20 protein-coding genes are annotated in these 26,221 nt (G+C 31.9%); 14 read left to right on the forward strand and 6 right to left on the reverse strand.

Annotated elements, in window-relative coordinates; genetic code table 11:
* Positions 1-67: 67 nt before the first annotated feature.
* Positions 68-1,441: a dGTP triphosphohydrolase gene (gene dgt, locus C4S75_RS03315; RefSeq protein ID WP_105296910.1), complete on the forward strand. Its 1,374-nt coding sequence runs from the start codon at positions 68-70 to the stop codon at positions 1,439-1,441.
* Between the two features lie 117 nt (positions 1,442-1,558).
* A complete protein-coding gene (locus C4S75_RS03320; protein ID WP_105296911.1) occupies positions 1,559-3,706 on the forward strand; it encodes a DNA mismatch repair protein MutS in 2,148 nt (715 codons plus the stop codon).
* Between the two features lie 55 nt (positions 3,707-3,761).
* On the opposite strand, the gene C4S75_RS03325 is transcribed toward C4S75_RS03320, so the two are convergent.
* From C4S75_RS03325 to C4S75_RS03340, 4 genes are all read right to left on the reverse strand, one after another.
* Positions 3,762-4,160 (reverse strand): thiol-disulfide oxidoreductase DCC family protein, encoded by a 399-nt coding sequence (locus C4S75_RS03325; RefSeq protein WP_105296912.1) that lies wholly within the window; start codon positions 4,158-4,160, stop codon positions 3,762-3,764.
* The gene (locus C4S75_RS03330; RefSeq protein WP_105296913.1) at positions 4,157-4,798 is read right to left on the reverse strand and encodes an ACP phosphodiesterase; all 642 of its coding nucleotides are present in this window, start codon (positions 4,796-4,798) and stop codon (positions 4,157-4,159) included. The genes C4S75_RS03325 and C4S75_RS03330 overlap by 4 nt, the downstream gene beginning before the upstream one ends.
* A gap of 46 nt (positions 4,799-4,844) precedes the next feature.
* Positions 4,845-6,221 carry a tetratricopeptide repeat protein gene (locus C4S75_RS03335; RefSeq protein WP_105296914.1) on the reverse strand — a complete coding sequence of 459 codons (1,377 nt, stop codon included), beginning with the start codon at positions 6,219-6,221 and terminating at the stop codon, positions 4,845-4,847.
* 108 nt (positions 6,222-6,329) lie between these two features.
* Positions 6,330-7,025 (reverse strand): biotin--[acetyl-CoA-carboxylase] ligase, encoded by a 696-nt coding sequence (locus C4S75_RS03340; RefSeq protein WP_105296915.1) that lies wholly within the window; start codon positions 7,023-7,025, stop codon positions 6,330-6,332.
* A 126-nt stretch (positions 7,026-7,151) separates the two neighbouring features.
* Here C4S75_RS03340 and rsfS point away from each other — a divergent pair, with 126 nt between their 5' ends.
* The 6 genes from rsfS (at position 7,152) to C4S75_RS03370 (ending at position 12,912) form a co-directional block, all read left to right on the forward strand.
* On the forward strand, positions 7,152-7,526 hold the full coding sequence (gene rsfS, locus C4S75_RS03345; RefSeq protein WP_105296916.1) for a ribosome silencing factor: 375 nt from the start codon (positions 7,152-7,154) through the stop codon (positions 7,524-7,526).
* Positions 7,527-7,576: 50 nt separating this feature from the next.
* The gene (gene ftsH / locus C4S75_RS03350; RefSeq protein ID WP_185116732.1) at positions 7,577-9,574 is read left to right on the forward strand and encodes an ATP-dependent zinc metalloprotease FtsH; all 1,998 of its coding nucleotides are present in this window, start codon (positions 7,577-7,579) and stop codon (positions 9,572-9,574) included.
* Positions 9,575-9,673: 99 nt separating this feature from the next.
* Positions 9,674-10,243, forward strand: coding sequence for a hypothetical protein (locus tag C4S75_RS03355; protein WP_105296917.1), 570 nt, complete (start codon positions 9,674-9,676; stop codon positions 10,241-10,243).
* 12 nt (positions 10,244-10,255) lie between these two features.
* Positions 10,256-11,119, forward strand: coding sequence for a phosphatidate cytidylyltransferase (locus C4S75_RS03360; protein WP_158254204.1), 864 nt, complete (start codon positions 10,256-10,258; stop codon positions 11,117-11,119).
* Positions 11,116-11,772 carry a phosphatidylserine decarboxylase family protein gene (locus C4S75_RS03365; protein ID WP_105296919.1) on the forward strand — a complete coding sequence of 219 codons (657 nt, stop codon included), beginning with the start codon at positions 11,116-11,118 and terminating at the stop codon, positions 11,770-11,772. Before C4S75_RS03360 ends, C4S75_RS03365 begins: the two co-directional genes overlap by 4 nt.
* A gap of 246 nt (positions 11,773-12,018) precedes the next feature.
* Positions 12,019-12,912 carry a bifunctional 5,10-methylenetetrahydrofolate dehydrogenase/5,10-methenyltetrahydrofolate cyclohydrolase gene (locus tag C4S75_RS03370; RefSeq protein WP_105296920.1) on the forward strand — a complete coding sequence of 298 codons (894 nt, stop codon included), beginning with the start codon at positions 12,019-12,021 and terminating at the stop codon, positions 12,910-12,912.
* Positions 12,913-12,957: 45 nt separating this feature from the next.
* Here C4S75_RS03370 and C4S75_RS03375 read toward each other — a convergent pair whose 3' ends face one another.
* Positions 12,958-14,010 (reverse strand): HmuY family protein, encoded by a 1,053-nt coding sequence (locus C4S75_RS03375; protein ID WP_158254205.1) that lies wholly within the window; start codon positions 14,008-14,010, stop codon positions 12,958-12,960.
* Positions 14,011-14,013: 3 nt separating this feature from the next.
* Positions 14,014-16,185 (reverse strand): TonB-dependent siderophore receptor, encoded by a 2,172-nt coding sequence (locus tag C4S75_RS03380; RefSeq protein ID WP_105296922.1) that lies wholly within the window; start codon positions 16,183-16,185, stop codon positions 14,014-14,016.
* Between the two features lie 120 nt (positions 16,186-16,305).
* Here C4S75_RS03380 and C4S75_RS03385 point away from each other — a divergent pair, with 120 nt between their 5' ends.
* The 6 genes from C4S75_RS03385 (at position 16,306) to C4S75_RS03410 (ending at position 26,171) form a co-directional block, all read left to right on the forward strand.
* On the forward strand, positions 16,306-17,541 hold the full coding sequence (locus tag C4S75_RS03385) for a T9SS type A sorting domain-containing protein (protein WP_105296923.1): 1,236 nt from the start codon (positions 16,306-16,308) through the stop codon (positions 17,539-17,541).
* Between the two features lie 43 nt (positions 17,542-17,584).
* Positions 17,585-21,799: a cobaltochelatase subunit CobN gene (locus tag C4S75_RS03390; protein WP_105296996.1), complete on the forward strand. Its 4,215-nt coding sequence runs from the start codon at positions 17,585-17,587 to the stop codon at positions 21,797-21,799.
* Between the two features lie 43 nt (positions 21,800-21,842).
* Positions 21,843-22,511: a hypothetical protein gene (locus C4S75_RS03395; RefSeq protein ID WP_105296924.1), complete on the forward strand. Its 669-nt coding sequence runs from the start codon at positions 21,843-21,845 to the stop codon at positions 22,509-22,511.
* Positions 22,512-22,545: 34 nt separating this feature from the next.
* Complete coding sequence (locus C4S75_RS03400; RefSeq protein WP_105296925.1) at positions 22,546-23,142, forward strand: MotA/TolQ/ExbB proton channel family protein; 597 nt, start codon at positions 22,546-22,548, stop codon at positions 23,140-23,142.
* Between the two features lie 2 nt (positions 23,143-23,144).
* Positions 23,145-23,480 carry a DUF2149 domain-containing protein gene (locus C4S75_RS03405; protein ID WP_105296926.1) on the forward strand — a complete coding sequence of 112 codons (336 nt, stop codon included), beginning with the start codon at positions 23,145-23,147 and terminating at the stop codon, positions 23,478-23,480.
* A gap of 159 nt (positions 23,481-23,639) precedes the next feature.
* Positions 23,640-26,171, forward strand: a complete 2,532-nt coding sequence (locus C4S75_RS03410) for an ATP-dependent Clp protease ATP-binding subunit (protein ID WP_105296927.1) — start codon at positions 23,640-23,642, stop codon at positions 26,169-26,171.
* Positions 26,172-26,221 lie beyond the last annotated feature (50 nt).

Raw genomic sequence — 26,221 nt, forward strand, 5'->3', positions numbered from 1 at the left:
TAAAGTCAATACTACCAAAATTTAGACATATAAAATAATTTTTATTTTAATTATCATTAAAAGAATGATGAATATAAACAAACTGTTCTCAGAAAAAAGAACAGGTATACAATATATATCCACGGATAAACAGACAGACGCAAGGAGTGAGTATCAAAGAGATTTTGATCGGGTTATATTTTCAACCTCTTTCAGAAGATTGCAAAATAAAACACAAGTTTTTCCATTGCCGGGAAGTGTCTTTGTACATAATCGGTTGACGCATTCATTAGAAGTGGCTTCAGTGGGCAGATCTCTAGGAAGCGATATAGGAAATTTTATAGCAACAGCCTATGCTTCGGAGCTAACAGAACAAAATAAAGAATTATATAGACATAGTCTTTACAACGTAATTTCAACAGCTTGTTTATGCCATGATATTGGTAATCCTGCATTTGGACATTCCGGAGAAGATGCAATTGCCAGTTATTTTCAACGAAATGCATCTCAATTAAAAGATAAATTTTCAGCATTAGAATGGAGCGATTTTTTAAATTTTGAGGGAAATGCCAATGCCATACGTATCTTGACACAAAAACAAAATGGTAAGTCCGAAGGAGGTGCTATGCTTACGTATTCAACTTTGGCGTCAATTGCGAAATATCCCTGTGAATCCATAGCTAAAGATAAAAACATAATAGCAAGAAAAAAATTTGGTTTTTTTCAATCAGAAAAAAATACGTTTAAAGACATAACCCACGAAACGTCTATGATTTTGGTAAAAGAAGATCCCTTGTGTTATCATAGACATCCCTTTGTTTGGATTGTAGAGGCTGCCGATGATATTTGCTATAACATTATTGATTTGGAAGATGCCCAACGATTAGGATTTATAAATGCACAAATATGTGAAGAACTTTTGCAGCAAATTATCGAAGAAATACACGGTAATAATAAATGGAGCAGAGTGAAGAAAAAATTGGATAGTATTGAAGATAAAAACGATCGTATTTCTTTTCTACGTGCAGTATCAATCGGTGCATTAATTTCCAGATCAGTGGAATTGTATAAAAAATACTTTGAAGAAATTATAAAAGGTACTTTACAAACTTCCATATATGACCTAATTCAGCAGGAATGCAAAGCAATTCAAACAATCAAAGAATTTTCCAAAACCCATATATATAATCATCGATCGGTAGTTGAAATTGAAAATGCAGGATATAACGTGATGTATGAATTACTGGATCATTTTATACCGTCAATTTTAAAATCAGAAAAAGAACGTTTAGGATATGAAAAAAGAGCGGTTCAACTCATTCCTAAACAGTTTCTATATGAAGACAGAGGAGATTATGAAAAAGTTTTGGGCGTTATTGATTTTGTATCGGGAATGACTGATAATTACGCTACAGATTTATACAGAAAAATTAAGGGAATTGATATAGGCATGACTTTGTAACCGGATATTTAAGCTAAATTTAGGTTTAATATAAGGTGAAGTTTATCGAAGAGTAAATACAGAAGAAGAAAAAAGCCTTATTTTTGTATACGTATTATATACAGCACAAAGGATACTATGCAGATATCAGAAGATACGTTAAAAGAATTAGAATTTCAGAAGATTATTGATGAAATAATACCCTTTTGTTATTCAGAAAAGTCTAAAGATTTAGTAGCTCAGCTCAAACCTCTTAAAAAAGAAAAAATTAAAGAAAGTCTTCACTGTGTCAATGAATATTTAGGAAGCTTTTCTAATGAAAATTATATTCCGTTCCGGGAATATGATGACATTGAAACTGAATTAAAAATGCTTCTTATTGAAAATTTTACGTTAGAAGCAAGATCCTTTCATAAAATCAGGAATTTATCCCAATTAGTGAATTCACTAATTGTACATTTTGAAAAATTTAAAGATTATTTTCCTACTCTACATAAAAATCTCTCACATATTGAATATACCAAAGAAATTATTTTAATGGTAAATAAAATATTTAATCGTTTTGGAGAAGTTAAGAACGATGCAACCGTTACCCTGCAAAATATAAGAGAGCATATCCAGATCGTAAGGAAAACCATACAGGAAAATTTTGATAAGACAGTCACCCATTTTGCTCAAACCGGAGTTCTAGATGAAATCAGGGAAAGTGTTATTGATGATCAACGAGTGTTGGCAGTAAAATCGTCTTTTAAAAAATCGGTCAAAGGCAGAGTATTAGGTTTTTCTAAAACCGGGTCGATTTGTTTTATCCTGCCGGAATCTGTGATTCAACCCAATGTACGATTAATGGAATTAATCAATCAGGAAAAAAAGGAAATAGAAAAAATTCTTTTTAACCTGACTCAACAAATGGTTGAATTTTACCCGTTATTAGAAAAATATCAACACTATATATATAAATTGGATGTAATACAGGCTAAAGCACGATATGCGGAAGCTTTAGATGCAGTATTGCCTGAAATTACTGATCAAGCGGAAGTTCATCTGATCAATGCTTATCATCCAATCCTTTTTCTTACGAATAAAAAAGAGAAAAAAACCACGATTCCACAGACACTTACCCTGGACAAAAACATTCGGATTATATGTATTTCAGGTCCTAATGCCGGAGGTAAAAGTATTACACTGAAAACAGTTGGATTGTTGCAGCTTATGATACAAAGTGGTATTTTAATTCCCGTGCATCCTAAATCTAAAGTAGGATTTTTTAATAAAATACTTACCGATATAGGAGATAATCAATCGATTGAAAACCAGTTAAGTACTTATAGTTCTCGATTAAGGAAAATGCAACAAATCATTAAACAAGCCGATGCACATACCTTATTATTGATTGATGAATTTGGAACCGGATCTGATCCTGAATTAGGGGGAGCTTTGGCAGAAGCATTTTTGGAATATTTCTATCATAAAAAATCTTTCGGTATTATCACGACTCACTATACCAATATCAAATTGAAGATAGAAGAATTAAGTCATACCAAAAATGCATCTATGTTATTCAACGAGAAAACTTTGCAACCTATATATAAGTTGGAAGTAGGACAAGTGGGAAGTTCCTTTACGTTTGAAGTGGCAGAAAAAAATAAAATTCCTAAAGAAATTATTCAGATTGCCAAGCAAAAAATTGAAAAAGATAAGGTTAATTTAGATAAAACTATAGTACGTTTACAACAAGAAAAATATCAAGTTGAAAAATTAAAAGGCGATTTAAATAAGCAAATTGATCATTCAGAAGAAAAGAAAAGACAATTGACCGATACGATCAATAATTATAAGCAAAAACTGATAAATTTTCAGAAGCTGTATGACGAAGAAACTAAGTTAAATCAACTGGGACAAAAATTTGAAAAATATATAGACGCATATTCAAGTGGTAAGAAAAAAAGAGATATTATAAAAGACTTTACTAAAATACTGGAACAAGAAAAATATAAAAAAACACAAGTTACTGAAGTTGAAAAAATTCAAACTAAGAAGCAACGAAACAAAGTTAAGACCGAGTTAAAAAAAGAAGAAATAAAAAAGCAATTAGAAGAAACAAAGGCAGAAGAAGTACGAACAACTGCAGATAGAGCAAAAAAATGGATGAAAGAAGGGAAAAGAGTTCGAATTAAAGGCAGCTCCAGTGTTGCTACCATAGATAAAATTGAAGGAGAAACCGCATTTCTAAATTACGGACTGTTTACAACTAAAATTTCAGTTTATGAAATTGAAAAAATATAATATAAATTTTAATAAAAATTAATGTAAGACATCTTAAAAATATCTATCCGAAATTTTAAATAAATTTTCTTTTATTTTCAGGAGTAGGAACCATGCAGCTATCTTTTTTTCCGAATAAATGATATCTATATTTGGATATTAAAGAATAAATCCAATCTCTTATAAAAGAAGGGATCAACAGAAAAACAGATAAGAGACTATAGGGGAAACCAAGATTCTGTGCTATTTTTAAAGCAGCTGTACTTTTAGTATAGTACGCTACCTCGGGTTCATATAAAATTATTGATTTAAAATCGTTGGAAGCAAGATTTCTTTCCTTTAAAAAATTTTGTCCATATTCGGATTGTAAAGAGGAAAATTTAAATTGATTATGTGTATCTCTCTTAATAATAAATTGTACCGTAGAATTGCAAAGATTACAAACGCCATCAAATAAAACAATGTATGTTTTCATAAGCGATGGGTGTGGTTTTGCAAAATTAAAACTTCGTATTCGGGCATTAATTTTATAATAAATTTTTTACAATAAATTTGAAGTTGAGGGAAAAAATCAAGAAAATGCCTTTCAATTTTTTTTTCTTGTAAATATATCTCCTTAATTGAATTCCCCATATCAGCAATGCTTTGATTAAATTTAGATTTTTTGGTTAGATGATGCAACGTCCATTCAATACCTTCATAAGTACTGTATTTTTCAAACCAATCATCTTCAATTAAAGATTTTACAATGGTATCTAATTTTTTTGGAAACAGTAGTTCTGTACTTTGAACCAAATCATAACATGAATTTTTGAAATGCTCAAAATCCTCTTCATAAAAAAGATGCCAATTTTTTATTAAGAAATAATCATAGATAACATCAGTAATTATTGGAGCAAATTTTCCATACGATTTATGGAAAATACTTGTTGTTTCTTTCACGATAGGATGAGAATCCGTAAATGAATCGATATGCCGATGTAAAAGAATGCCGGTAGCAATAGACTGCGGATAATTTTGATAATCTTTACCCCGAACAACTTCACCCAACACATTACCTAATTGTATATCAGGAATTTGATACGATAGCAATTGATGGGCTACAATGTTCATTGAATATTATCAATTATTCTTTATGATTTTTATTAATAAATAGGTTTTAAATAATGTCGGGATTTTTATATTTAATTGTATTATCCCTAAGTAAAATTGAGTATTTTTCCTGCATTTCTTGTTTTATGGAAGGATTCAATTTTAATGCCATTTTTAAAAATTTTTCACTCTTTTCATAATTCTTCAATAAGAAATAGCAGTTGCTTAATTGATAGTAGAGTTCTGCTCTATGAAAATTCTTAAAACTTTTATGCAATAGTAATGTGGCCTTAGTATAATCCCCCAAACTGATGAGTAATTCAGAAAAAGCCAACCAATTATAAAAATGATTGGGTTCAAGCTCAATAATTATTTCAAACGAATCAGAAGCTTCTTCATATTTTCCAAGCTGAATGTTAAGGTAAGCATATTTTTTCCAATAATTAACCTCTTTTGATTCTATATCCAGAGCTTTTTTTATGTAGTGTAGAGCTTCTTCATTATTACCCAAAGAATCATAGATGTCAGAGATTTCATACCAAGCTTTATCAAATTGAGGATCTTCTTTTACTGCTTTTTGAAAAGAGGTAAGCGCTTGTATAGGTTTACGAAGCTTATTATAAGCCTGTCCAATCTTAAAAAGAGTAAAAGCAGCCGTATCGTCAAAATCTAAAGACTCGATATAAACACTTATCGCTTTTTCCCATTGGTTTAATTTTTCATAGCAAAAGGCTTTTTGTGTATATCCGGCAATGCTCTTAGGGTTAATTATAACTGTATAATCAAAAGCAAATAAAGCTTTATCATACCAATTCAGATTTAAGTATTGTAATCCCAATTGAAACCATGCTTCATCGGAATAAGGATTTACATCAATATATTGATTTAAAAAAGTTATACATTCTCTATGCTGATGTAAAATATCGTAACAATGGATGCAAGAAAATAAGGAATACTCATCGTTTTTGTTAAATTCTAATGCTTTTTTAAAAGAATTTAAAGCAAACGTGGGCTCCTTAATTTCAAGATATTCATGGCCTAAGCAATTATAAATATAATCTTCATCTTCTTCATTTTTTAATGCCTCCTTATAGAAATCAATAGATTTATAAGGAAATTTACGCAAAGACCAATATTTTGCAGTAGCAATTAAGTAATCAGTATCAGCAAAACATATTTCCTTTAACTCATCGATTAATTCGAAAGCATTATGTAAATCTTCGATTTTAACAAAATATTCGAGCTGTTTAATTTTAATATCAATATTGTTTGGGTATAGAGAAAATGCAATATCAAGAGCTTTAATAGCATATTCTAAATCATAAATCTCCAAGTAGAAAGAAATAATTTCGCAAAACTCATCCGCTTCAAAATAAACGGATTTATTTTCTTCCAACATTTCTTCGAACATATTTACCAGCTCATTGTCAAAAAAATCTTCCACTTAGTTTTTACTTTATTTTTAAATTTATGTAAATATAATTAAAAAAAAAGTATTATAACTATTTGAAATAATTTATTATTCACAAGTATTAAACAAAATTTATATAATTTAATATAAAAATTCAATTTCTTTGATTCTAAATTTCATAATCCCCTTATTTTCAATTCTAACCTCTAAAAGTCCGTCTTCTTCAACTTTTTGAATAATTCCGTTTTTAATGGAGTCGCCTATTTTAAAAGCCAGTACTTTTCCTTTACCAAACAGATATTCGTTATAATTGGAAAGAAGATACAAGGGATCATCAAGTAAATGGAAATTATTTTCAAAATCTTTCATTAAACCATGAACCAATTCCGTTAAGTTATAATTTTGAGAAGAAAAAGTAAATAAGGAAGAAGCATGAGGAATTCCCGTGAATTCTTTTTGAAGAACATTAATTCCAATTCCTACAATAAACGTGTTTCCTGATTTTTCAATTAAAATTCCACAGACTTTTTTTTTATTAATTAAAATATCATTAGGCCATTTAATTAAGGCATCAGTTTTTGTAATTTTTTTTATGAATAAACATACCCGAATGGCTACCCAAAAACTAAGATAATTATTAGGAATGGAAGGGGTGGTAAGACAAAATGTCATAGCAATATTTTTACCGGGTTCGAACATCCATTGATGACCATTAACACCTCTTCCTTTCGTTTGATTAAAAGAAAATACACCGTGGAAATTAGTTGAATATTGCTTTATGTTTTCTCTGACAAAATCGTTAGTAGAACCAATTTTATCAAAATATTCTAATGGCATAAGATTTGACAAATACAATTAAATGATAAAATTATTAAATTATAATTAATATAAGTGATAAATTGATTATTTTTGCATAGATTCATTACATTTTATAAAAGACACATTATACTAGAAATAGAATAGATGACTGATACACAGATCGAAAAAAAAGAATTATTAGAAAATATTATAAAAGGGATAGAAGAAGTTAAAGGATACGATATAACTATTTTGAACTTTACCAAATTAGAAAATACAATTACAGATTATTTTGTCATATGCACGGGGGGAACTAATACTCAAGTTTCCGCAATTTCCAATTCTGTGGAAAGATTCGTAAGAAAAAATACTAAAGACAAGCCTTGGCATATTGAAGGAGTTGATAATCAACAATGGGTTTTAATGGATTACGTATCTATAGTTGTTCATATTTTTCAACCCGAATACAGAGAATATTATGATTTAGAAAATTTATGGGGTGATGTGGAAATAACCAGAATTCCTAATCCGGACAAATAAGATCTTATACATATACATAATCCGATAATTATAAAAAATCAGACTTAATTTTGGAAACAAATAATAAAAATAATAAAAAGAAAAAAGATAACAAACCATTTTCGTTTAATTGGTTTTATGGTATACTTATCATATTTGCTATACTATTAGTATCTCAAGAATTTTTAAATTCCGGAAAAGACGTAAAAATAGATTCTGCTAAATTTTTCAGCTACTTAGAAAAAGGTTACGTTAAAAATGTAGTATTTGTTAACGGCTCTTCTGAGGTAAAAGTATATTTGACACAGGAAGCAATGAAGAATCCTGAAGTTTATAATATGGACAATCAAGGATTCAGTCCATTTAAACAACTTTCTGATTCTCCACAATTTTCATTCATAGCAGGAGACAAACAACTTTTTGAAAAAAGATTCAATGAAGACAAAGCAAATTATAATTTAAATACCAACTTAGAATTTGAAAACCCTAGTCAATGGGGAGATGTATTTATTCAATTATTATTACCAATTCTTTTCTTTGCACTAATATGGTTTTTCTTATTTCGTAAGATGGCCGGAGGAAGTGCCGGAGGAGGAGGACAAATCTTTAATATCGGTCGCTCCAAAGCTAAACTTTTTGATGAAAATGATAATGTTCGAGTTACATTTAAAGATGTAGCAGGATTGGAAGGAGCAAAAGAAGAAGTGGAAGAAATTGTTGATTTTTTAAAAAATCCTCAAAAATATACCAAATTAGGAGGTAAAATACCTAAAGGTGCTTTATTAGTAGGGCCTCCGGGAACCGGTAAAACTTTATTAGCTAAAGCGGTAGCCGGAGAAGCTAAAGTTCCCTTTTTCTCTTTATCAGGTTCAGACTTTGTCGAAATGTTTGTGGGGGTGGGGGCTTCCAGGGTAAGAGATTTGTTCAGACAAGCTAAAGAAAAATCACCTTCAATTATATTTATAGATGAAATTGATGCTATCGGTAGAGCCAGAGGTAAAAACAATATTACCGGATCTAACGATGAAAGAGAAAACACGTTAAATCAGTTGCTAACAGAAATGGATGGTTTTGGAACAAATACCAGTGTTATCGTATTAGCAGCAACCAACCGAGCAGATATATTAGACAAGGCATTGATGCGTCCGGGCCGTTTTGACAGATCCATTTATGTTGATTTACCGGATTTAAATGAAAGAAAAGAGATTTTCCAAGTTCATTTGAAACCTTTAAAATTAGATGAAGATCTAGATGTCGATTTCTTGGCTAAACAAACTCCCGGATTTAGTGGAGCAGATATTGCCAATGTATGTAACGAAGCGGCTTTAATAGCAGCACGTAAAGGAAAAGAAAGTGTAGGAAAGCAAGATTTCTTAGATTCTGTGGATAGAATTATCGGAGGTTTAGAGAAAAAGAATAAAGTAATTAAGCCGCATGAGAAAAAGAGAGTTGCTTTTCACGAAGCAGGACATGCTACCATCAGCTGGATGGTTGAACATGCAGCTCCATTATTAAAAGTAACTATTGTTCCAAGAGGACGCTCATTAGGAGCCGCTTGGTATCTTCCTGAAGAAAGGCAATTGACAACCACGGAACAAATGTTAGATGAAATATGTGCTACTTTAGGGGGAAGAGCTGCAGAAGAGGTAATATTTAATAATATATCAACCGGAGCTTTGTCCGATTTAGAGCGCGTAACAAAGCAAGCCAATGCGATGGTAACCATTTACGGATTGAGTGATCAAATAGGGAATATTTCTTATTATGATAGCTCAGGCAACGAATATGGCTTTACAAAGCCTTATTCAGAAGTTACTGCTGAAACTATTGACAAAGAAATATCAAAGATCATAGAATCGCAATATAAAAGAGCTGTTCAGATCTTATCAGATAACAAAGATAAATTAACTAGATTAGCTAATAAATTATTAGAAAAAGAAGTAATATTTAAAGAAGATTTAGAAGAAATTTTCGGTAAAAGAAAATTTGATGAAGAAACTTTTTCAGAAGAAATAGAAGAGGAAAGCCTTAAAGAAAATGATCAAAATAGTGAATCAAAATCCGAATAATGGCAAGTATTTTGATAAATTCTAAACAACATATAAAATAAAAAGTTTTTTATATATTTGATTTGATAATAATTTTGATTTTTAAGTGCTAAAAAGTGAATGGGATTTCTTAACAAAATATTTGGAAAAAAAAACAAAGAAGAAACTACTAATCTAGATTTTTACAATGAAGGAGAAGAAGAGGATGTAGCATTTGCTAGGAAATTTAAAGCAGGAGGAGGGATGTTCTTTTACTGTGAAAATCAGGAAGAATCTTTATTTTATTTACAAGAAATACTTAAGAATGAAGATATTAGTGAAGTCTTATGTGTAGAACCTAAACTAATATCTATGATTAATCAATTAGATTGCAATTATTCAACACAAAGTACAGGCGATCAAGATATTGCCCTCATTAATTGTGAGTACTTAGTAGCTTTGGATGGTTCCATAATGATTTCTTCAGATCAAACCTATCACTTAAAAAAAACGGATTTACCCAAAAAAATTATAGTTTGGGCTACTCCAGGTCAAATCATCTCTTCCTCAAGTGTAGGATTAGCTAAGATAAGATATGCTAAAAAGAATAATATTCCTTCCAATATTACTTCAATACATGGCAATCAAGTACAAGGATTTAGTAGTATATCTACAGCTAAAAAACTATATTTACTTTTAGTTGAAGAATAATTTTTAAAACTGGTGAAAACAATATTTGTCCGTGCCTTATCAGGTCTTGTCTATGTGCTGCTTATTTTTTTATGCACCACTCATTTTCTATCCGACATACTTTATATTTACTTTGACTTAAAAATAAATTCCTCCTATTTATTATATGCTTTGCTTACCTTATTTTTATTAGGGTGCAGTTTTGAAACTGTAAAGCTTTTAAAATATTCAAATTTTATATATAAACTTTTAACCTTTGTCTTAATAGGTGTTGTATATTATACTTTCACTCAAAATTTTTTTAACAGCAGTTTTAGTTTACGGTTACTCTATTGGAGATATATTCTTATTTTAATTTTATTTTGCCTATCCATCATAACTCTATTTTATTTTTCTGATGAGCTCTATACGGACAGTGCAAAACTCATATTCACAACAGCATATTTAAGTATACCTTTTGGATTGAGTCTGGCTATACCTCGGAGTACTAATCCTTTAACTCCCGAAATATTTTATGTCTTTTTATTACTTTGGATAAGTGACAGCTTTGCTTATCTAATAGGCAGTAAATTCGGTAAACGGAAACTAGCTCCCAAGATTTCACCCAACAAATCCGTTGAAGGGTTAATCGGAGGAATAGTGTCTACTATAATAGCAGGATTAGTAATCGAATATGTGGAGCCGGGTTTACGTGGGAATTGGATTGTAATAAGTATAATTATAGCTATATTTGCACCAATAGGTGATCTGGCCGAATCTAAGCTGAAAAGAAAATTTAAAGTTAAAGATTCCGGAAATTTAATTCCCGGACATGGCGGAGTATTGGATCGATTAGATAGTTTTATCTTTTGCATCCCTGCTATATTTGCCTATTATTTAATAAATACTATTGTATGAGGTTACACAAAGAAGGTAAAACCATTATAGGTATTAGTTTAATAGTAAGCATACTAATAAGTATCCTTTCCATTTATTTTCTTAACTATTGGGGACTTATAATAGCGGTACCGGTTCTGGTATTATCATTTTTTATTGTTTGGTTTTTCAGAAATCCGATAAGAAGCTATGAAGCAAAGGCAAATGAAATTATTGCACCTGTAGATGGAAAGGTGGTAATTGTGAAAGAAGTTTATGAAAAAGAATTTCTTAAAACCAATTGCATCCAAGTATCTATTTTTATGTCTCCTTTAAATGTACACGTTTGCAGATATCCGGTAAGCGGAAAAGTTATATTTAAGAAATACCATCCGGGTAAATTTTTAGTTGCCTGGCATGAAAAATCTTCTGAATTAAACGAACGAACTACAGTTGCTGTAGAAACGGAACAAAAACAAAAAATTCTTTTTAGACAAATTGCAGGAGCAATGGCTCGAAGGATAGTAATTTATTCTCAAATAGGAGATACGGCTCAAGCAGGAAAAGATTTCGGTTTTATAAAATTCGGCTCTAGAATGGATGTGTTTCTTCCTTTAGGAACTGAAATTTTAGTTAAAGTAGGAGATATTATATCTGATGGAGGAGAACGGGTAATAGCCAGATTAAAAGAATAATATTTACTAATAATCTTACTTAATTTCATAAGCAAATTTCCTTACAATATTTTTAAAAGTCTATTTTATCGTATAGTTAAGTAATACAATTATACTATAATAATTAAATTATTTTTATCCAAATTTCTATTACATGTATGTAAATAAGAAAAAATATTTGATTGATAAATCAGATAAAAATAATTGATATAATTCTATCATTTAGAAGTTAATTTTTACATTTGTATCACTTTTAAAATTAAAAATATGGCTAATATATTGGAAGGTATTAAATTATCTAAGCAAATAAAACAAGAAATTAAAGAAGAAGTAATCCAATATGTAAACCAAGGGCATCGTCAACCCCACTTATTAGCTGTTCTTGTGGGCGAAAATGCTGCAAGTGTAACCTATGTAAACAATAAAATTAAAGATTGTCAAGCAGTAGGTTTTAAATCTTCCTTATTAAAACTTAAAAGTACTGTAACAGAAGATGAATTACTTGAGGAAGTAAAAAAACTTAATGAAACGGAAGGATTGGACGGATTTATAGTTCAATTACCTCTTCCCAAACATATAAATCAAGAAAAAATTATAACGGCTATAAATCCGGATAAAGACGTCGATGGTTTTCATCCCGTAAATTTTGGAAAAATGGCTTTAGAAATTGAAAGTTTTTTACCCGCAACTCCTTACGGAATTATGGAAATGCTGTCCAGATATAACATTCCAACCGAGGGCAAAGAAGTGGTTGTAATTGGCAGAAGCAGGATAGTTGGGCGTCCGATGAGTATTCTTCTAAGCCGAAAAGGAAATCCAGGGGATGCGACGGTTACTTTAGTACACTCTAAAACAGTTGATATACCTAAACATACTAGAAATGCAGATATTATTATAACCGCTTTAGGAGTTCCCCACTTTTTAAAAGCAGACATGATTAAACAAGGAGCGGTTATTGTTGATGTTGGAATTACTAAAGTTGAGGATTCCACACACGAAAAAGGGTACTATTTAGCAGGAGATGTTGATTTTGAAGAAGTATCAAAAAAAGCATCTTGGATAACTCCGGTTCCCGGAGGTGTGGGGCCTATGACCAGAGCCATGCTCTTGAAAAATACCCTATATGCTTACAGCAAAGAAATAAATAATAAAAATAAATAAAAAAACAGGTTGTTGAAAAACCAACAACCTGTAAATAAAGAGCAATTAATTAGTGAGTAATTTGTATTCGAATTTCGGATATCCTCTTCGTCCATCCTTATCCGTCATATTTAAAAATTTGAGTTTAAATAAATTGCCTTTAGAATCTTTAAGAACATAAAACCGATCCGTAAATACCTTAGCCCCTCCATACGTTGTTCTCCAACTGGAGCCAATAACTCTGTGATCATTATAAACGAATTTAGTATAATCAACTTTTTCCTTAGTAAAATCTTCATAACTTCCCACATCAGATATATTTGCTTGATAGGCTCCGGTGTTATTCATCGTATTTATGGTCACAAAATCAGAAAAAGTATACGTACCATGTCCTTTATTTTCATTTATGAAAACTGTAAAGCATAGATCCCACAAGTTTTTGGCAGGCTGAACTTTGACGATGCCAACGGATAAACTTAAATAAGAAAAAAGATACTCTTTATCCTTTTTAACTATCATTTCTTTATGCGTAGTATCATTTATATCTGCAAATTGAATTTTATAACTGTTAGAATCATTACGAAGGACCCTAATTTTTTTCCATCCTCTGTGTTCTCCTACAACCTTTAAATCATTCGTGTTCCCTGTAAATACTGAATACCCCATATTGACAAGATACACATGATTTTCTTCATCTTTTTCGCTTATTTCATCAATGGCGGTGCGCTCCAAATAATTTCCCATAATATCATCAACATACTGCACATTATCCGCTTTAAAATTACCTACCGTTACTACCGATTTCATAGAAGCGATATCAGATTCGTTCACTTCATCTATCGAAGTAGTATTCAATTTACCAGCAGCCATTAACGTAGAATTATTTAAAATAACACGGAATTTATTCCCACCATAAAATCCAAAATCCCAAGAATCCCTTTGATTTACATTCATACGGTTTTGATCCAGATCAACCCAAACTTGATTAGGTTCGGTAGGGCCGCCAACGGGAACATCTAAAGTAGCTCCCGGTTGAGGAACCACGATAGGACTATCATCTTCTTTGCAACTTAACAGAACAATAAAAGAAATGAGTATAGGTAAAAAATATTTTTTCATCATTTATATATTAAAATTAAAACCAAGTTTAGCGAAGTACGATCTACCATAAAATAAATTGATACTTTTTACAGGTCCGTCGTGAGCTCCTGCTTGTGCAGCAGTAGTATTTACTTTCTTAACATCAAAAATATTTCTTACCCCTGCCGTAAGTTCTATAAATTTGTTAAACAATGATTTCCTAACCGAAAAATCTAATAAATTAAAATCATCTTGTTTTCCCAAGTAATAAGAATCAGTTTTAGAATCTAATACATAAGAAGATTCTTTTCCGTTATATTTATAAAAAAGAGAAAAAGTAGTATCCCATTTCTTAATTGTATAATTAACATTGGAGTTTAGTTGGAAGGTATACAAATAATCATTATCAGGAGTTGTAATAGGAATTCCGTTGATATTGTCTTCTAACGTTCGAGAAACTCCAAAATAAGAAGCATTCAGGTTAAAATGAAAATTCTGAATTCTCATATTTGAATTGAGTTGTACACCCCATGTTTTAAATTTATCCACATTCAAATATTTATATTCTAACGGTTGCATATTAACCGTTGCAAGTTCAATTTTGTCTTTTAAATTAATATATAACGTACTTAGCGTGATATCACCTTTAAAATTATCTTTAGATTTAAATTTCTGATTCCAATAAATGGAGCTGGAGTACCCTTTTTCGGGAACTAAATTTTCATTTCCCTGTACATTATGATTAGTATCTACAAAATACGTATACAATTCGTCAAAATTAGGAGTTCGATTGGTCGAAGTAACTTCCGTTCGAAAATTAGAATTAGGAGATAGTTGATATTTCATAGCCAGTGAATAAGAATACTGATTATCAAATTTTGTATTAAAACTCGCTCGGAATCCGGGTTTTAAATATAGGTCCGGATTTGCCTTGATTTCAGCAGATCCAAACACATCATAATTGTCTAAATGTTTTTTCAAATCTTCTTGAAAGCCGGAAGTGTTCATTCCTCCAATCGAACTGGAATTAGCAGATCTTAATCCTTCATTAAAATTAAATTCATAGCCAATTTGATAAGATAATATTTTACTAAGGGAAGGAGAACTAAAAGTTCCGCGAGTGTACCAAGCATCAGTTCCGGCATATTTTTTATAGGCATCTTTCTTTCCAAAAACCTCTCTCATACCAATATCATACGTATAATCCCTACTTTTTCTACTTTGTTTTTGATAAGAAAAATCTCCGTTATAAGTTAGATAATTGAAAAGTTTGGCACTTAAAAAAAGATGATGAAGCCAACGATCTGTTTTAAAATTTCGATCCTTAGAAGCATAAGTAAAAAGACCACCTTCAGACAATGCCCTATAATCAACGATAGGATTATAATAATTAGTTAACTCATTTAAGAATTGTAAATTATAAAAAGCATTAAAATCAGTAGTTTTATAATTGATAAGAGCATTAGAGTTCCATTGTTCCTTTGGAAGCCATTCATATCCTCTATTACCATCATTCTCATAATATCTTTTACCCTTTTTGTTTCCAAAAAAACCTTTAAAATCATTACGATTTGCTCCTAAAGATAAGAACCATTTATCTGATAAAGAATGAGAAATATCTAATGACTGAATATGTCTTCCCTGTTCTTTCCAATCATATTCTTTACCTACCGTTTCCTCTTGTACATAACCGGAAACTTTCCATTGAGAATTGATTTTTTTACGGGTTATGATATTGACAATTCCCGTCAGAGAATTAGAACCGTAATCCGTACCCATACTCCCTCTCACAATCTCGATCCGTTCCACATTATCTAAATTAATTTTGGTTAAATCAACATTGGAGCCCATTCCATAATCACTCACCATAGGAATATTATCTATCAATACTTTGAAATATTGACCATCCAAACCGAAAAGAGAAGCTTCAGAATCCCCGTTTTTACTGTTGGGTAGAGTATTAAAATTAAGATAATAACTTAAAATGTCCGATATATTGGATGCTGCTCTGTTTTTAATATCTTCTTGGGATATGACCTCAACTTGATATATAGATTTATCAACACTTTGTTGATGATATTGACCTGTTACCACAATTTCGTCAATATCCTTTACTTTATTTTTTTTGTCATTAGTCTCTTGAGAATAAGATAAATTACTTAAAATCAGAGATATATATAATAAAAAGAACTTATTGGAGCTATTCTTTTTCATAGTTTTTTTAGCAAAAGTAAAAATAATTTAGAATAAATCTAAATATTATTGAGAATAAATCTAAATAATAATTATATTTGCCCTAAATAAAAATAGAATAAAAACTTAAATCTATTGATTATGAAAAGGACTATACTGCTTATAGTATGGTTTATGGTACAAGTTACCGTACATGCTCAAGAAAAAAATATCGCTCTTTCCTTAGGCTCTTCTTATACCCAACAAGTATATTTTCAATTGGGTTCTAATAATCAAATTACCCTTCCCACAAAAGATTGGGACTTAGCTTTTCTAAGAAAAGATGCCAGAAGTTTTGCTACTCGCGTGAATGATGCACGCATTAAAGTTTATGAAGCAGCAAATGCAGCTTCAGATTGGAATACTATTGATGTATCTAAAAAACAACAATGGAAAAAATTATATAATAGCGAGGTTAAATGGGAAAAAGGAGCGTTCGATAACGGTTCGGCAACCTACGGATGGGGAGAATATTTTATGCCCACCCATCATGTAGTGGGTTCTATCATATTTGTATTAGAATATGACGATGGAACTCTTATGAAATTTATCATTGAAGATTATTTTAAAGGATATACATGTAAATATGCCATTTGGGAAGGAACTTCATGGAGTTCAGATCGATCCTTTACTATTTTAAATTCCACAGGTGAAGGAAAAATGTTTAACTATTATTCATTGAAAAATAATAAATTGGTAGATACAATTCCCTTGGATGCAGATTGGGATTTGCTTTTTACAAAATATACTTCGTTCTATAAAAACATAGATTATGTTTCTGTAACAGGAGCGTTACAAAACACCCACGTTGCCGTTGCTAAAAAATTGGAAGGCGACCAAACTGAACTTCAAAATGAAAATTTTAAAAAAGATATTAATACCATAGGAGACCGATGGAAGGAATTATCCGGTTATTCATACGTGATTCCAAAAAATAAATATTACGTTAAAACAGAAAAAGATCATACAACGAGCTTATATGAATTATGGTTTACTGATTTTGGAGGAGCAGCTACAGGAACTATCAATTTCACGTACAAAAAAATAAATAACTTAGGGATAGAAGAATTGACAGATCATTCCTCTTTTACGGTTTATCCTAATCCAATAGTAAATAAAACGGCTACCTTACTATATGATATTAAAAATTCCAATGCAAATAAAGCAGAATTATCCATATATAGCTTAAGTGGTAAGAAAATGTACGAAGATAAAATCTTGGGACAAGCAGGTTTTTATTCAAAAGAACTGAATTTATCTGCCTTAACACCCGGAATTTACATTCTCGTATTCAAAGTTGGTGATCATAAAGCGACCAAAAAAATCATTGTCAAATAAACGTTTATCAAAGAAAAATCAGGCTTACATAAATATTATGAAAATGAAAAAAAAGAAGCTCTTATTGAGTATAATAGTGTGTCTATTAGTATTACTAATGGCAAGTTGGATCATTTGGAATAAAACTGCCTCACCAACAAAAGTAGCTTTAGTAAACTTTCAAAAATTTCAAACCACCAGTCTCATTCAATCCAATAAAGACCCCTTCATTCAATACGAAGAAGTCTCTTTAGAAGATTTATCTAAATTAAAAAAGTACGACTTTATTTTAGGATTCGGTATGGGAATGAAAGCATCTGCGGAAGAAAGGGAGCAGCTAAAAAAAATTATGCAAGACGGTAAACCCTTTTATATATACCGCGCAACCAATCCCGAAAATAATCTGTGCAATTTAGACAGCACCCGGATGAAAGCGGTAGAAGCTTTTATGGATAGTGGAAACAAAAAAAATTATCAAAGCCTTGCCAGATATATACGTAAAAACATAGATAAAAAGATATTTTTTGTTACGGAACCGAGCCCCATAGTTGAGACAGCAGAAGATGTATTGTATCATATAAATGAAGACTTGGCTTTTAAAAATGTAAATGAATACGAAAATTACTTAAAGAAAAATAATTTTTACAAAGAGGGCGCGCCCAAAGTTGTCATTTTGGGTGGATTAAATGATCCCTATAGTGGAAATAGAGATAATTTAGACAGCTTACTCGTTTCTTTACCAAAAAAAGGATTTAACGTTTATCCCGTATCCTCCACATTTGAGAGGTTGGAATTTTTAAAGGAAATTCAACCGGATGCAGTTATACATTTCGCACACGGAAGACTAGCATTAGGAAAAGCAGAAGAAGCAGTAAACTGGTTAAAACAAAGAAATATTCCTGTTTTTACGCCACTTACCATATTAAAAACTAAAGAAGAATGGCTTAAAGATCCCATGGGAATGATGGGAGGTTTCCTCTCACAAAGTGTAGTTATGCCTGAATTGGACGGATCTATATATCCATACGTTTTAAATACCCAAGAATTAACAAATAATAATCTTTATTTGTTTAAAACAGTGCCCGAAAGACTCCAAAATTTAGTACAAATTATTCACAATTTTGTAGAGTTAAAACATAAAAAAAATGAAGATAAAAAAATAGCCGTCTACTATTATAAAGGACCGGGTAAAGAATCCTTAACCGCACAAGGACTGGAAACCGTTCCTTCACTTTATAATTTTTTAAAACGATTAAAAAAAGAAGGATATAAAGTAGATAATTTACCCGAAAATGTACAAGATTTTGAAAAAATCTTGATGACCCAAGGTTCTGTAATGAGTACTTACGCCCAAGGAGCTTTTGATGAATACTTGAAAAATGGCAATCCCGAATTGATTGATAAAACAACATATGAAAACTGGGCAAAAAAAACACTTACCCCCGAAAAATATGCCGAAGTTACAGCGGTTTACGGAGAAGCTCCGGGTAATTACATGAGTAAAAATATAGGTGAAAAATCTTATTTAGCGGTTTCACGAGTTCAATTCGGAAATATTGTACTATTACCTCAACCTATGGCAGGATTGGGAGATGATACTTTTGCCATTATCCATGGAGCAAAAACAGCTCCTCCTCATACCTATATTGGGTCCTATCTTTGGGTACAGCACGGATTCCAAGCCGATGCATTGATTCATTTTGGGACACACGGAAGTCTTGAGTTTACCCCTCAAAAACAAATTGCTCTGAGTAATGAAGATTGGCCGGACAGACTAGTTGGAACCTTGCCACATTTTTATTATTATACCATAGGAAATATCGGAGAAAGTATGATGGCTAAAAGACGTTCCTACGCCACCTTACTATCTTATTTAACTCCTGCATTTATGGAGAGCCAAACCCGTTCTCAATTTAAAGAATTGCAAGATAAGATACAATATTACTATAAATCAGAAGAATCCAATCAGCCATTAGCATCCCTAGAAGTAAAGAAAATAGCGGTAAAAATGGGATTGCACAGAGATTTACGTTTAGATAGTATAGCAACAAAACCTTATAATTTAGAGGAGATAGAAAGAATAGAAAATTTTGCCGAAGAAATTTCCAATGAGAAAATGTCCGGGCATCTTTATACTTCCGGTATACCTTATACTAAAGATAAAATCATATCAACCGTTCAGGCAATGAGTACAGATCCAATTGCTTATAGTCTGGCCGCCTTGGATAAACAAAGAGGAAAAGTAACCGAAAAACAACTCAAAAATAAAGTATATTTTAAACAAAGATATTTAGACGCAGCCAAAAATATAGTTAATCAAATCTTATCAGGAAAAGAAGCGAGTCCTGCATTTATTTGCAGCGTTGCCGGAATTGATGAAAAAGAATTAGAACAATCTAAAATGATTATTTCTCCTCCAAAAAGAACGTTTAAAAAAAGTACTAAAAGTACTGCAGGCAAACCTTCTAAAATGGAAAATTCTCCAGGTCATTCCAAAAATACCTCTTCGCAACAAGTTGCACATACAGCTCCAAAGGAATCAAAGAAAAAGCCTATGCATGGAATGGCAGGTAAAAAGATAACTTATACCAAAGAGCAAAAATCAAGAGCGAGAGCCATTGTTGAAATAGAAAGAACTATCACCAACATAAAAAAATACGAAAAAAGCTTAGAAGAAAGTCCGGAATTGGAATTTAAAGCATTAGTCAATGCACTATCCGGAGGCTATATTGAGCCTTCCTCAGGAGGAGATGCAGTGGCGAATCCGAACGGAGTTCCTACAGGTAGAAATTTGTATTCCATTAATGCAGAATCAACTCCTACCGAGATAGCATGGGACAGAGGGAAGGAACTTGTTAATGCAACCTTGGCACAATACAAAGCAAAGCATGGAACGTATCCTAAAAAAGTTAATTATACCTTTTGGAGCAGTGAATTTATTGAAAGCGAAGGAACAACCATAGCGCAAGTTTTATATATGCTGGGAGTTGAACCGGTTCGTGATGCCTTCGGAAGAGTATCCGATCTACAACTAATTGAATCCAAAGATTTAGGAAGACCAAGAATTGACGTAGTGGTGCAAACTTCAGGACAATTTAGAGATCTGGCAGCCTCCCGTTTGGCATTACTATCCCGAGCTGTGGAAATGGCAGCATCTGCAAAAGATTCCAACTATGAAAATCTAGTAGCTCAAAGCACTCTGGATATAGAAAAAAGTTTAGTCGATGAAGGGGTACCTCCTCAAGAAGCCCGTCAGATTTCAACGCAACGAATATTCGGTGGAGTTAACGGAATGTATGGAACAGGAATTCAAGAAATGGTAACCAGCGGAGATAAATGGGAAGATGAAAAAGAAATAGCAGAAACCTATATAAATAATATGGGGGCAATATACGGCAGTGATAAAAATTGGGGTGATTTTCACAAGGGATTGCTAAAAGCTGTACTAAAAAATACAGATATGGTTGTTCATCCAAGACAAAGCAATACCTGGGGAGCTTTAAGTCTGGATCATGTATACGAGTTTATGGGAGGAATGAATTTAGCCATTCGCAATGTTACAGGCAAAGATCCCGATGCCTATTTTGCAGACTACAGAAATCATACTAATTTCAAAATACAGGAATTGAAAGAAGCTATAGGAGTAGAAGCTCGTACCACCATCTTCAATCCGGCTTATATTAAAGAGAAGATGAAAGGGGGAGCATCCAGCGCAGCCGATATAACAGAGATTATAACCAATACCTACGGTTGGAATGTAATGAAGCCCGATGTGATCGATAATGAAATGTGGGATCAGATATATGATACCTATGTAACCGATAAAACCAATTTAGGAACCAAAGAATTTTTCAAAAAAGTGAGTCCGGCAGCATTGGAAGAAATTACAGCGATCATGCTTGAAACCTCAAGAAAAGGGATGTGGAAAGCTACTGAAGAGCAAATAAAACAAACGGCCCTCGTACATACACAAGTTGTGAAAGAATTTGGACATTCAGGAGCAGGATTTTCCGGAAATAATAAAAAACTCCAAGATTATATTTCAAACCAAGTTACACCTCAGCAATCTACAGAATATAAGCAACAAGTAACTAAAATGAAAATAGGAGAATCTTCATCAGATTCTAAAGAGGGGATGGTTTTGAAAAAAGAAGAAGTTTCCAAAGGGGTTAATAAATCAGAAAAAACAGCAGTTAACGGAGTAATTATAGTTACAGTTATCAGCATTGTTGCCCTTTCACTATTAATGTATATAAGGAAAAGAAGAAAAAACGGTTAAGATCAAAGGATATTATTTTATGGAACTCATCATACATTTATTAATGGCACTTATCCTATTAAATAGCATTATTAAGCTAAGTTTTTGGAAAATAGGGCAAATAGCCTTAATGATGCTAGTATACACAGTCTATATACTTTTAATTTATCCCTTAGCCATTAAGCAATCTAAAACACAGATTGAAGATTTTTTAGCTGATCATGTGATGATGCAAAACATGTCCGTACTGGTTACGGTAGAATCGGCGGTATGTTTTGCTTTTTGTTTTGCAGCATTAATGGGACAGTTTGGAAGTAAAAAACATAAGATAGTTCGATTAATATTAAAATATTATCCGGGAATATTACTTTTTTTAGTTTTATTTTATGGATTGACTCAAGCCGCATTTACCTTTACCGGTTTCCACTTTTTAACCATGGCAATCCTTTACGCATCAATCGTTATCTTATGTATGGTTTTAGCTGTCATAGCGCTTAAAAAACTGATTCCGGAATTTGATTTAAGACTTGAAATACATTTTATGGTGAGCTTAATCATTTGTATACTTGGCCTCATAACAACCGTTGATGGAAAAATAGTATATAAAACATCAGAGGAAACCATAAATGTTAACTATATACTTTTATCGATGGGACTATTCATTTTCTTTTTTCTAATAGGATTTTTAGGAAATAAAATTAAATGGAGGTTAACTAAATGGAAAAATTGTTAAACACTAAAAGAAAAAATTAAAATAACTAATAAATATGGAAATTATATCAAAAGTATTATTTTGGGTAGCGAATAGTTTATTAATTCCCGATATCATCATCTTACTAATATTATTCGCTCGTTCATTGCTTCTGTTAGGAAGCTTTTACAATCAATTTATCGTTAAAAGGAATAACGATAAAAAGATAAATCCGGTTATTGAAAACCTTACTCAAGAAAAATTAAAAGATTTACAAGCATCCTTGCCTTCAAAAAACAACTCCTTGTATATAAAATATTTAAGGACATTATTGGAAAATACCACCCATGAAGCCTATGCCGATTATACCATTTCCAATTTTGAAAATGAAGTAGATAAAGACCTTTCCTTATCAAAAATGCTTGCAAAACTCGGGCCTGTCTTAGGCTTAATCGGTACTCTGATAGCCATGAGTCCTGCACTGGTTGGGCTGTCTTCCGGGGATATTTCCGGTATGGCGTATAATATGCAAGTAGTTTTTGCAACAACTGTGGTGGGATTGGTAGTAAGCGCAATCGGATTAGTAACTTTACAAGTAAAACAACGATGGTATGCAAAAGAAGTTAACAATTTAGATTATGTAGCAAGAGTAGTAACGGGTAATGTAAATTAAGGATGAAAAGGCGAAGAAGAATTAACAGATTTCTAAAAGAAGAAGATACCGATCCGCTTAGTGTTATCGTAAACCTATTTGATGTAGCCATGGTTTTTGCCGTAGCCCTTATGGTTGCCATGGTTATGAATTTAAATATGGGTGAAGTATTTTCCAATGAAGATTTTACCGTTGTTAAAAATCCGGGAAAAGAAGACATGGAAATAATAACCAAAGAAGGAAATAAAATAAATAAGTATACCCCATCCCAAGAGAAATCCACAGGTAAAAAAGGGAAAAAAGTGGGGATAGCTTATGAACTGGAAAATGGAGAAATAATATACGTACCCGAGAAATAGTTCCGAATTATATGATATTTTAAAATAATAGAGTACATTTATCAGAAAAAAATATTTTACTTTATCAAGGAATATGACAAAATAACAGATAAGTAAAGTGGCATGATAAATGCAAGATTTAAATCGTAAAATATTAATATATAGAACAGTAAGTCATACATGGACGAAAATTTTTCACAACAAGTCAAAGATGTAATAAGCTTCAGTAATGAAGAAGTATTACGATTAGGTAATGACCATATAGGGACGGAACATCTTGTACTGGGTATCTTACGTGAAGGTAACAGCAAAGCTATTACCATACTTCAAAGTTTAAATGTTGATTTAGGTGACTTAAGGAGAAAAATAGAAAATCTTAATAAACCTGAAATAAGTATAAAAGTAGACAGGAATCGCATCCCGTTTACTAAAGCTGCCGAAAGAGCTTTAAAAACAAGCTTTTTAGAAGCTAAGCTTTTTAGAAGCCCGGAAATAGAAACCATACATTTATTGATATGCATTTTGAGGATAGAAAGCGATCCGGTAACCCAGCTTTTCAAAAAGTATAATATCGATGCTAATATCCTTAAAGAAGAATATAGATTTCAGTTTCAAGAAGATTTTACAGAACAACCCACCAATGAATTTTCTGAAGAAGAAGGCATTAGTGAAGGAAATCAATACGAATCACCCAAAGGTAGCAGATCCAATCCTTCGAAAAGCAGAACACCGGTATTAGATAATTTCGGTAGAGATTTAACCACTGCTGCACTCGAAGGTCGTTTAGATCCGGTGGTAGGAAGGGAAAAAGAAATTGAAAGAGTATCTCAGATATTAAGCAGGAGAAAAAAGAATAATCCTTTGTTAATAGGAGAGCCCGGAGTTGGTAAATCAGCCATTGCAGAAGGTCTCGCTTTACGAATTGTTCAAAAAAAGGTTTCTCGTGTTTTATACAATAAACGTGTAGTTACCTTAGATGTAGCCGGACTGGTTGCAGGTACTAAATATAGAGGACAATTTGAAGAAAGAATGAAAGCCATTATGAATGAGCTTGAAAAAAACTCGGATATTATTCTCTTTATTGATGAAATCCATACCATAGTAGGAGCCGGAGGAGCCACAGGTTCTTTAGATGCTTCCAATATGTTCAAACCCGCATTAGCAAGAGGAGAGATACAATGCATCGGAGCGACTACTTTGGATGAATATAGGCAATATATTGAAAAAGACGGCGCTTTAGAAAGAAGATTTCAAAAAGTAATGGTTGAACAAACTTCTCCGGAAGAAACCATTATCATATTAAATCAAATTAAAGATAAATACGAAGAACATCATAATGTAACTTATACCGAGGAGGCAATTAAAGCTTGTGTAAATCTTACTACAAGATACATTACCGACCGATATTTGCCGGATAAAGCGATTGATGCGCTCGATGAAGCGGGATCAAGAGTCCATATCAAAAATATCAAAGTTCCAAAGGAAATAGTTAATTATGAGAAAGAATTAGAAAAAATCAGAGCTGAAAAGACTAGGGTAATTAAAAGCCAAAAGTATGAAGAAGCTGCAAAATTAAGAGATACTGAAAAAGAGATTGAAACAAAATTAGCGAATGCACAAAGAGAATGGGAAAAATCTTCAAGAGAACATCGGGAGATTGTTACCGAAGATAATGTTGCAGAGGTAGTTTCAATGATGAGCGGTGTACCTGTACAAAGAGTAGCAGAAGGAGAGCTTAAAAAACTTGCTCAAATGAAAGATCTGATGAAAGGAAAAATTATCGGTCAGGACGAAGCAGTCAACAAAGTTGTAAAAGCCATTCAGAGAAATCGTGCCGGATTAAAAGATCCTAACAGGCCTATAGGAACATTTATATTTTTAGGAGCAACCGGTGTTGGAAAAACTCAATTAGCAAAAGTTATTGCCAGAGAATTATTTGATTCAGATGATGCTCTCATTAGAATAGATATGAGTGAGTATATGGAAAAATTTGCCGTATCTAGATTAGTAGGAGCTCCTCCGGGATATGTAGGATATGAAGAAGGGGGGCAATTGACTGAATCCGTAAGAAGAAAACCTTATGCTGTAATCCTCTTAGATGAAATAGAAAAAGCGCATCCGGATGTATTTAATATTCTTTTGCAAATTTTAGATGACGGACATGTTACGGATAGTTTGGGAAGAAAAATAGATTTTAGAAATACAATAATCATTTTAACTTCCAATATCGGAACTCGTGAACTTAAAGAATTCGGTGACGGTGTTGGATTTGGAACTTCTGCCAAAAAATCATCATCCGATATAAGAGCAAAATCTACTCTAGAAAACGCTTTAAAGAGAACATTTGCTCCTGAATTCCTAAATAGGATCGATGATGTTATCATCTTTAATAATTTGGAAAAGGAAGATATATCCAAAATTATAGATTTAGAATTGAAAAATGTGTACGATAGAATTGCTAAAATAGGATATGAAGTAGAATTATCTCCGGAAGCAAAAGAATTCATCATTGAAAAAGGATGGGACAAAAATTTCGGTGCACGTCAGCTTAAACGAGCGATCCAGAAATATGTGGAAGATGTGATCGCTGAAGAAATTATCAATTCATCGATACATGACGGAGACCATCTCTATATTGGATTAAATAAAGAAAAAGACAGTACGGAAATTAAAATACGGGAGGTTGAAAAAGAATCTCCGACAAAAGATTAAAAAGATAAATAATGAAGAGCCTGTTTGATTGAATCAAGCAGGCTTTTTTA

This window comes from Apibacter sp. wkB309 (assembly GCF_002964915.1).
Taxonomy (GTDB): domain Bacteria; phylum Bacteroidota; class Bacteroidia; order Flavobacteriales; family Weeksellaceae; genus Apibacter.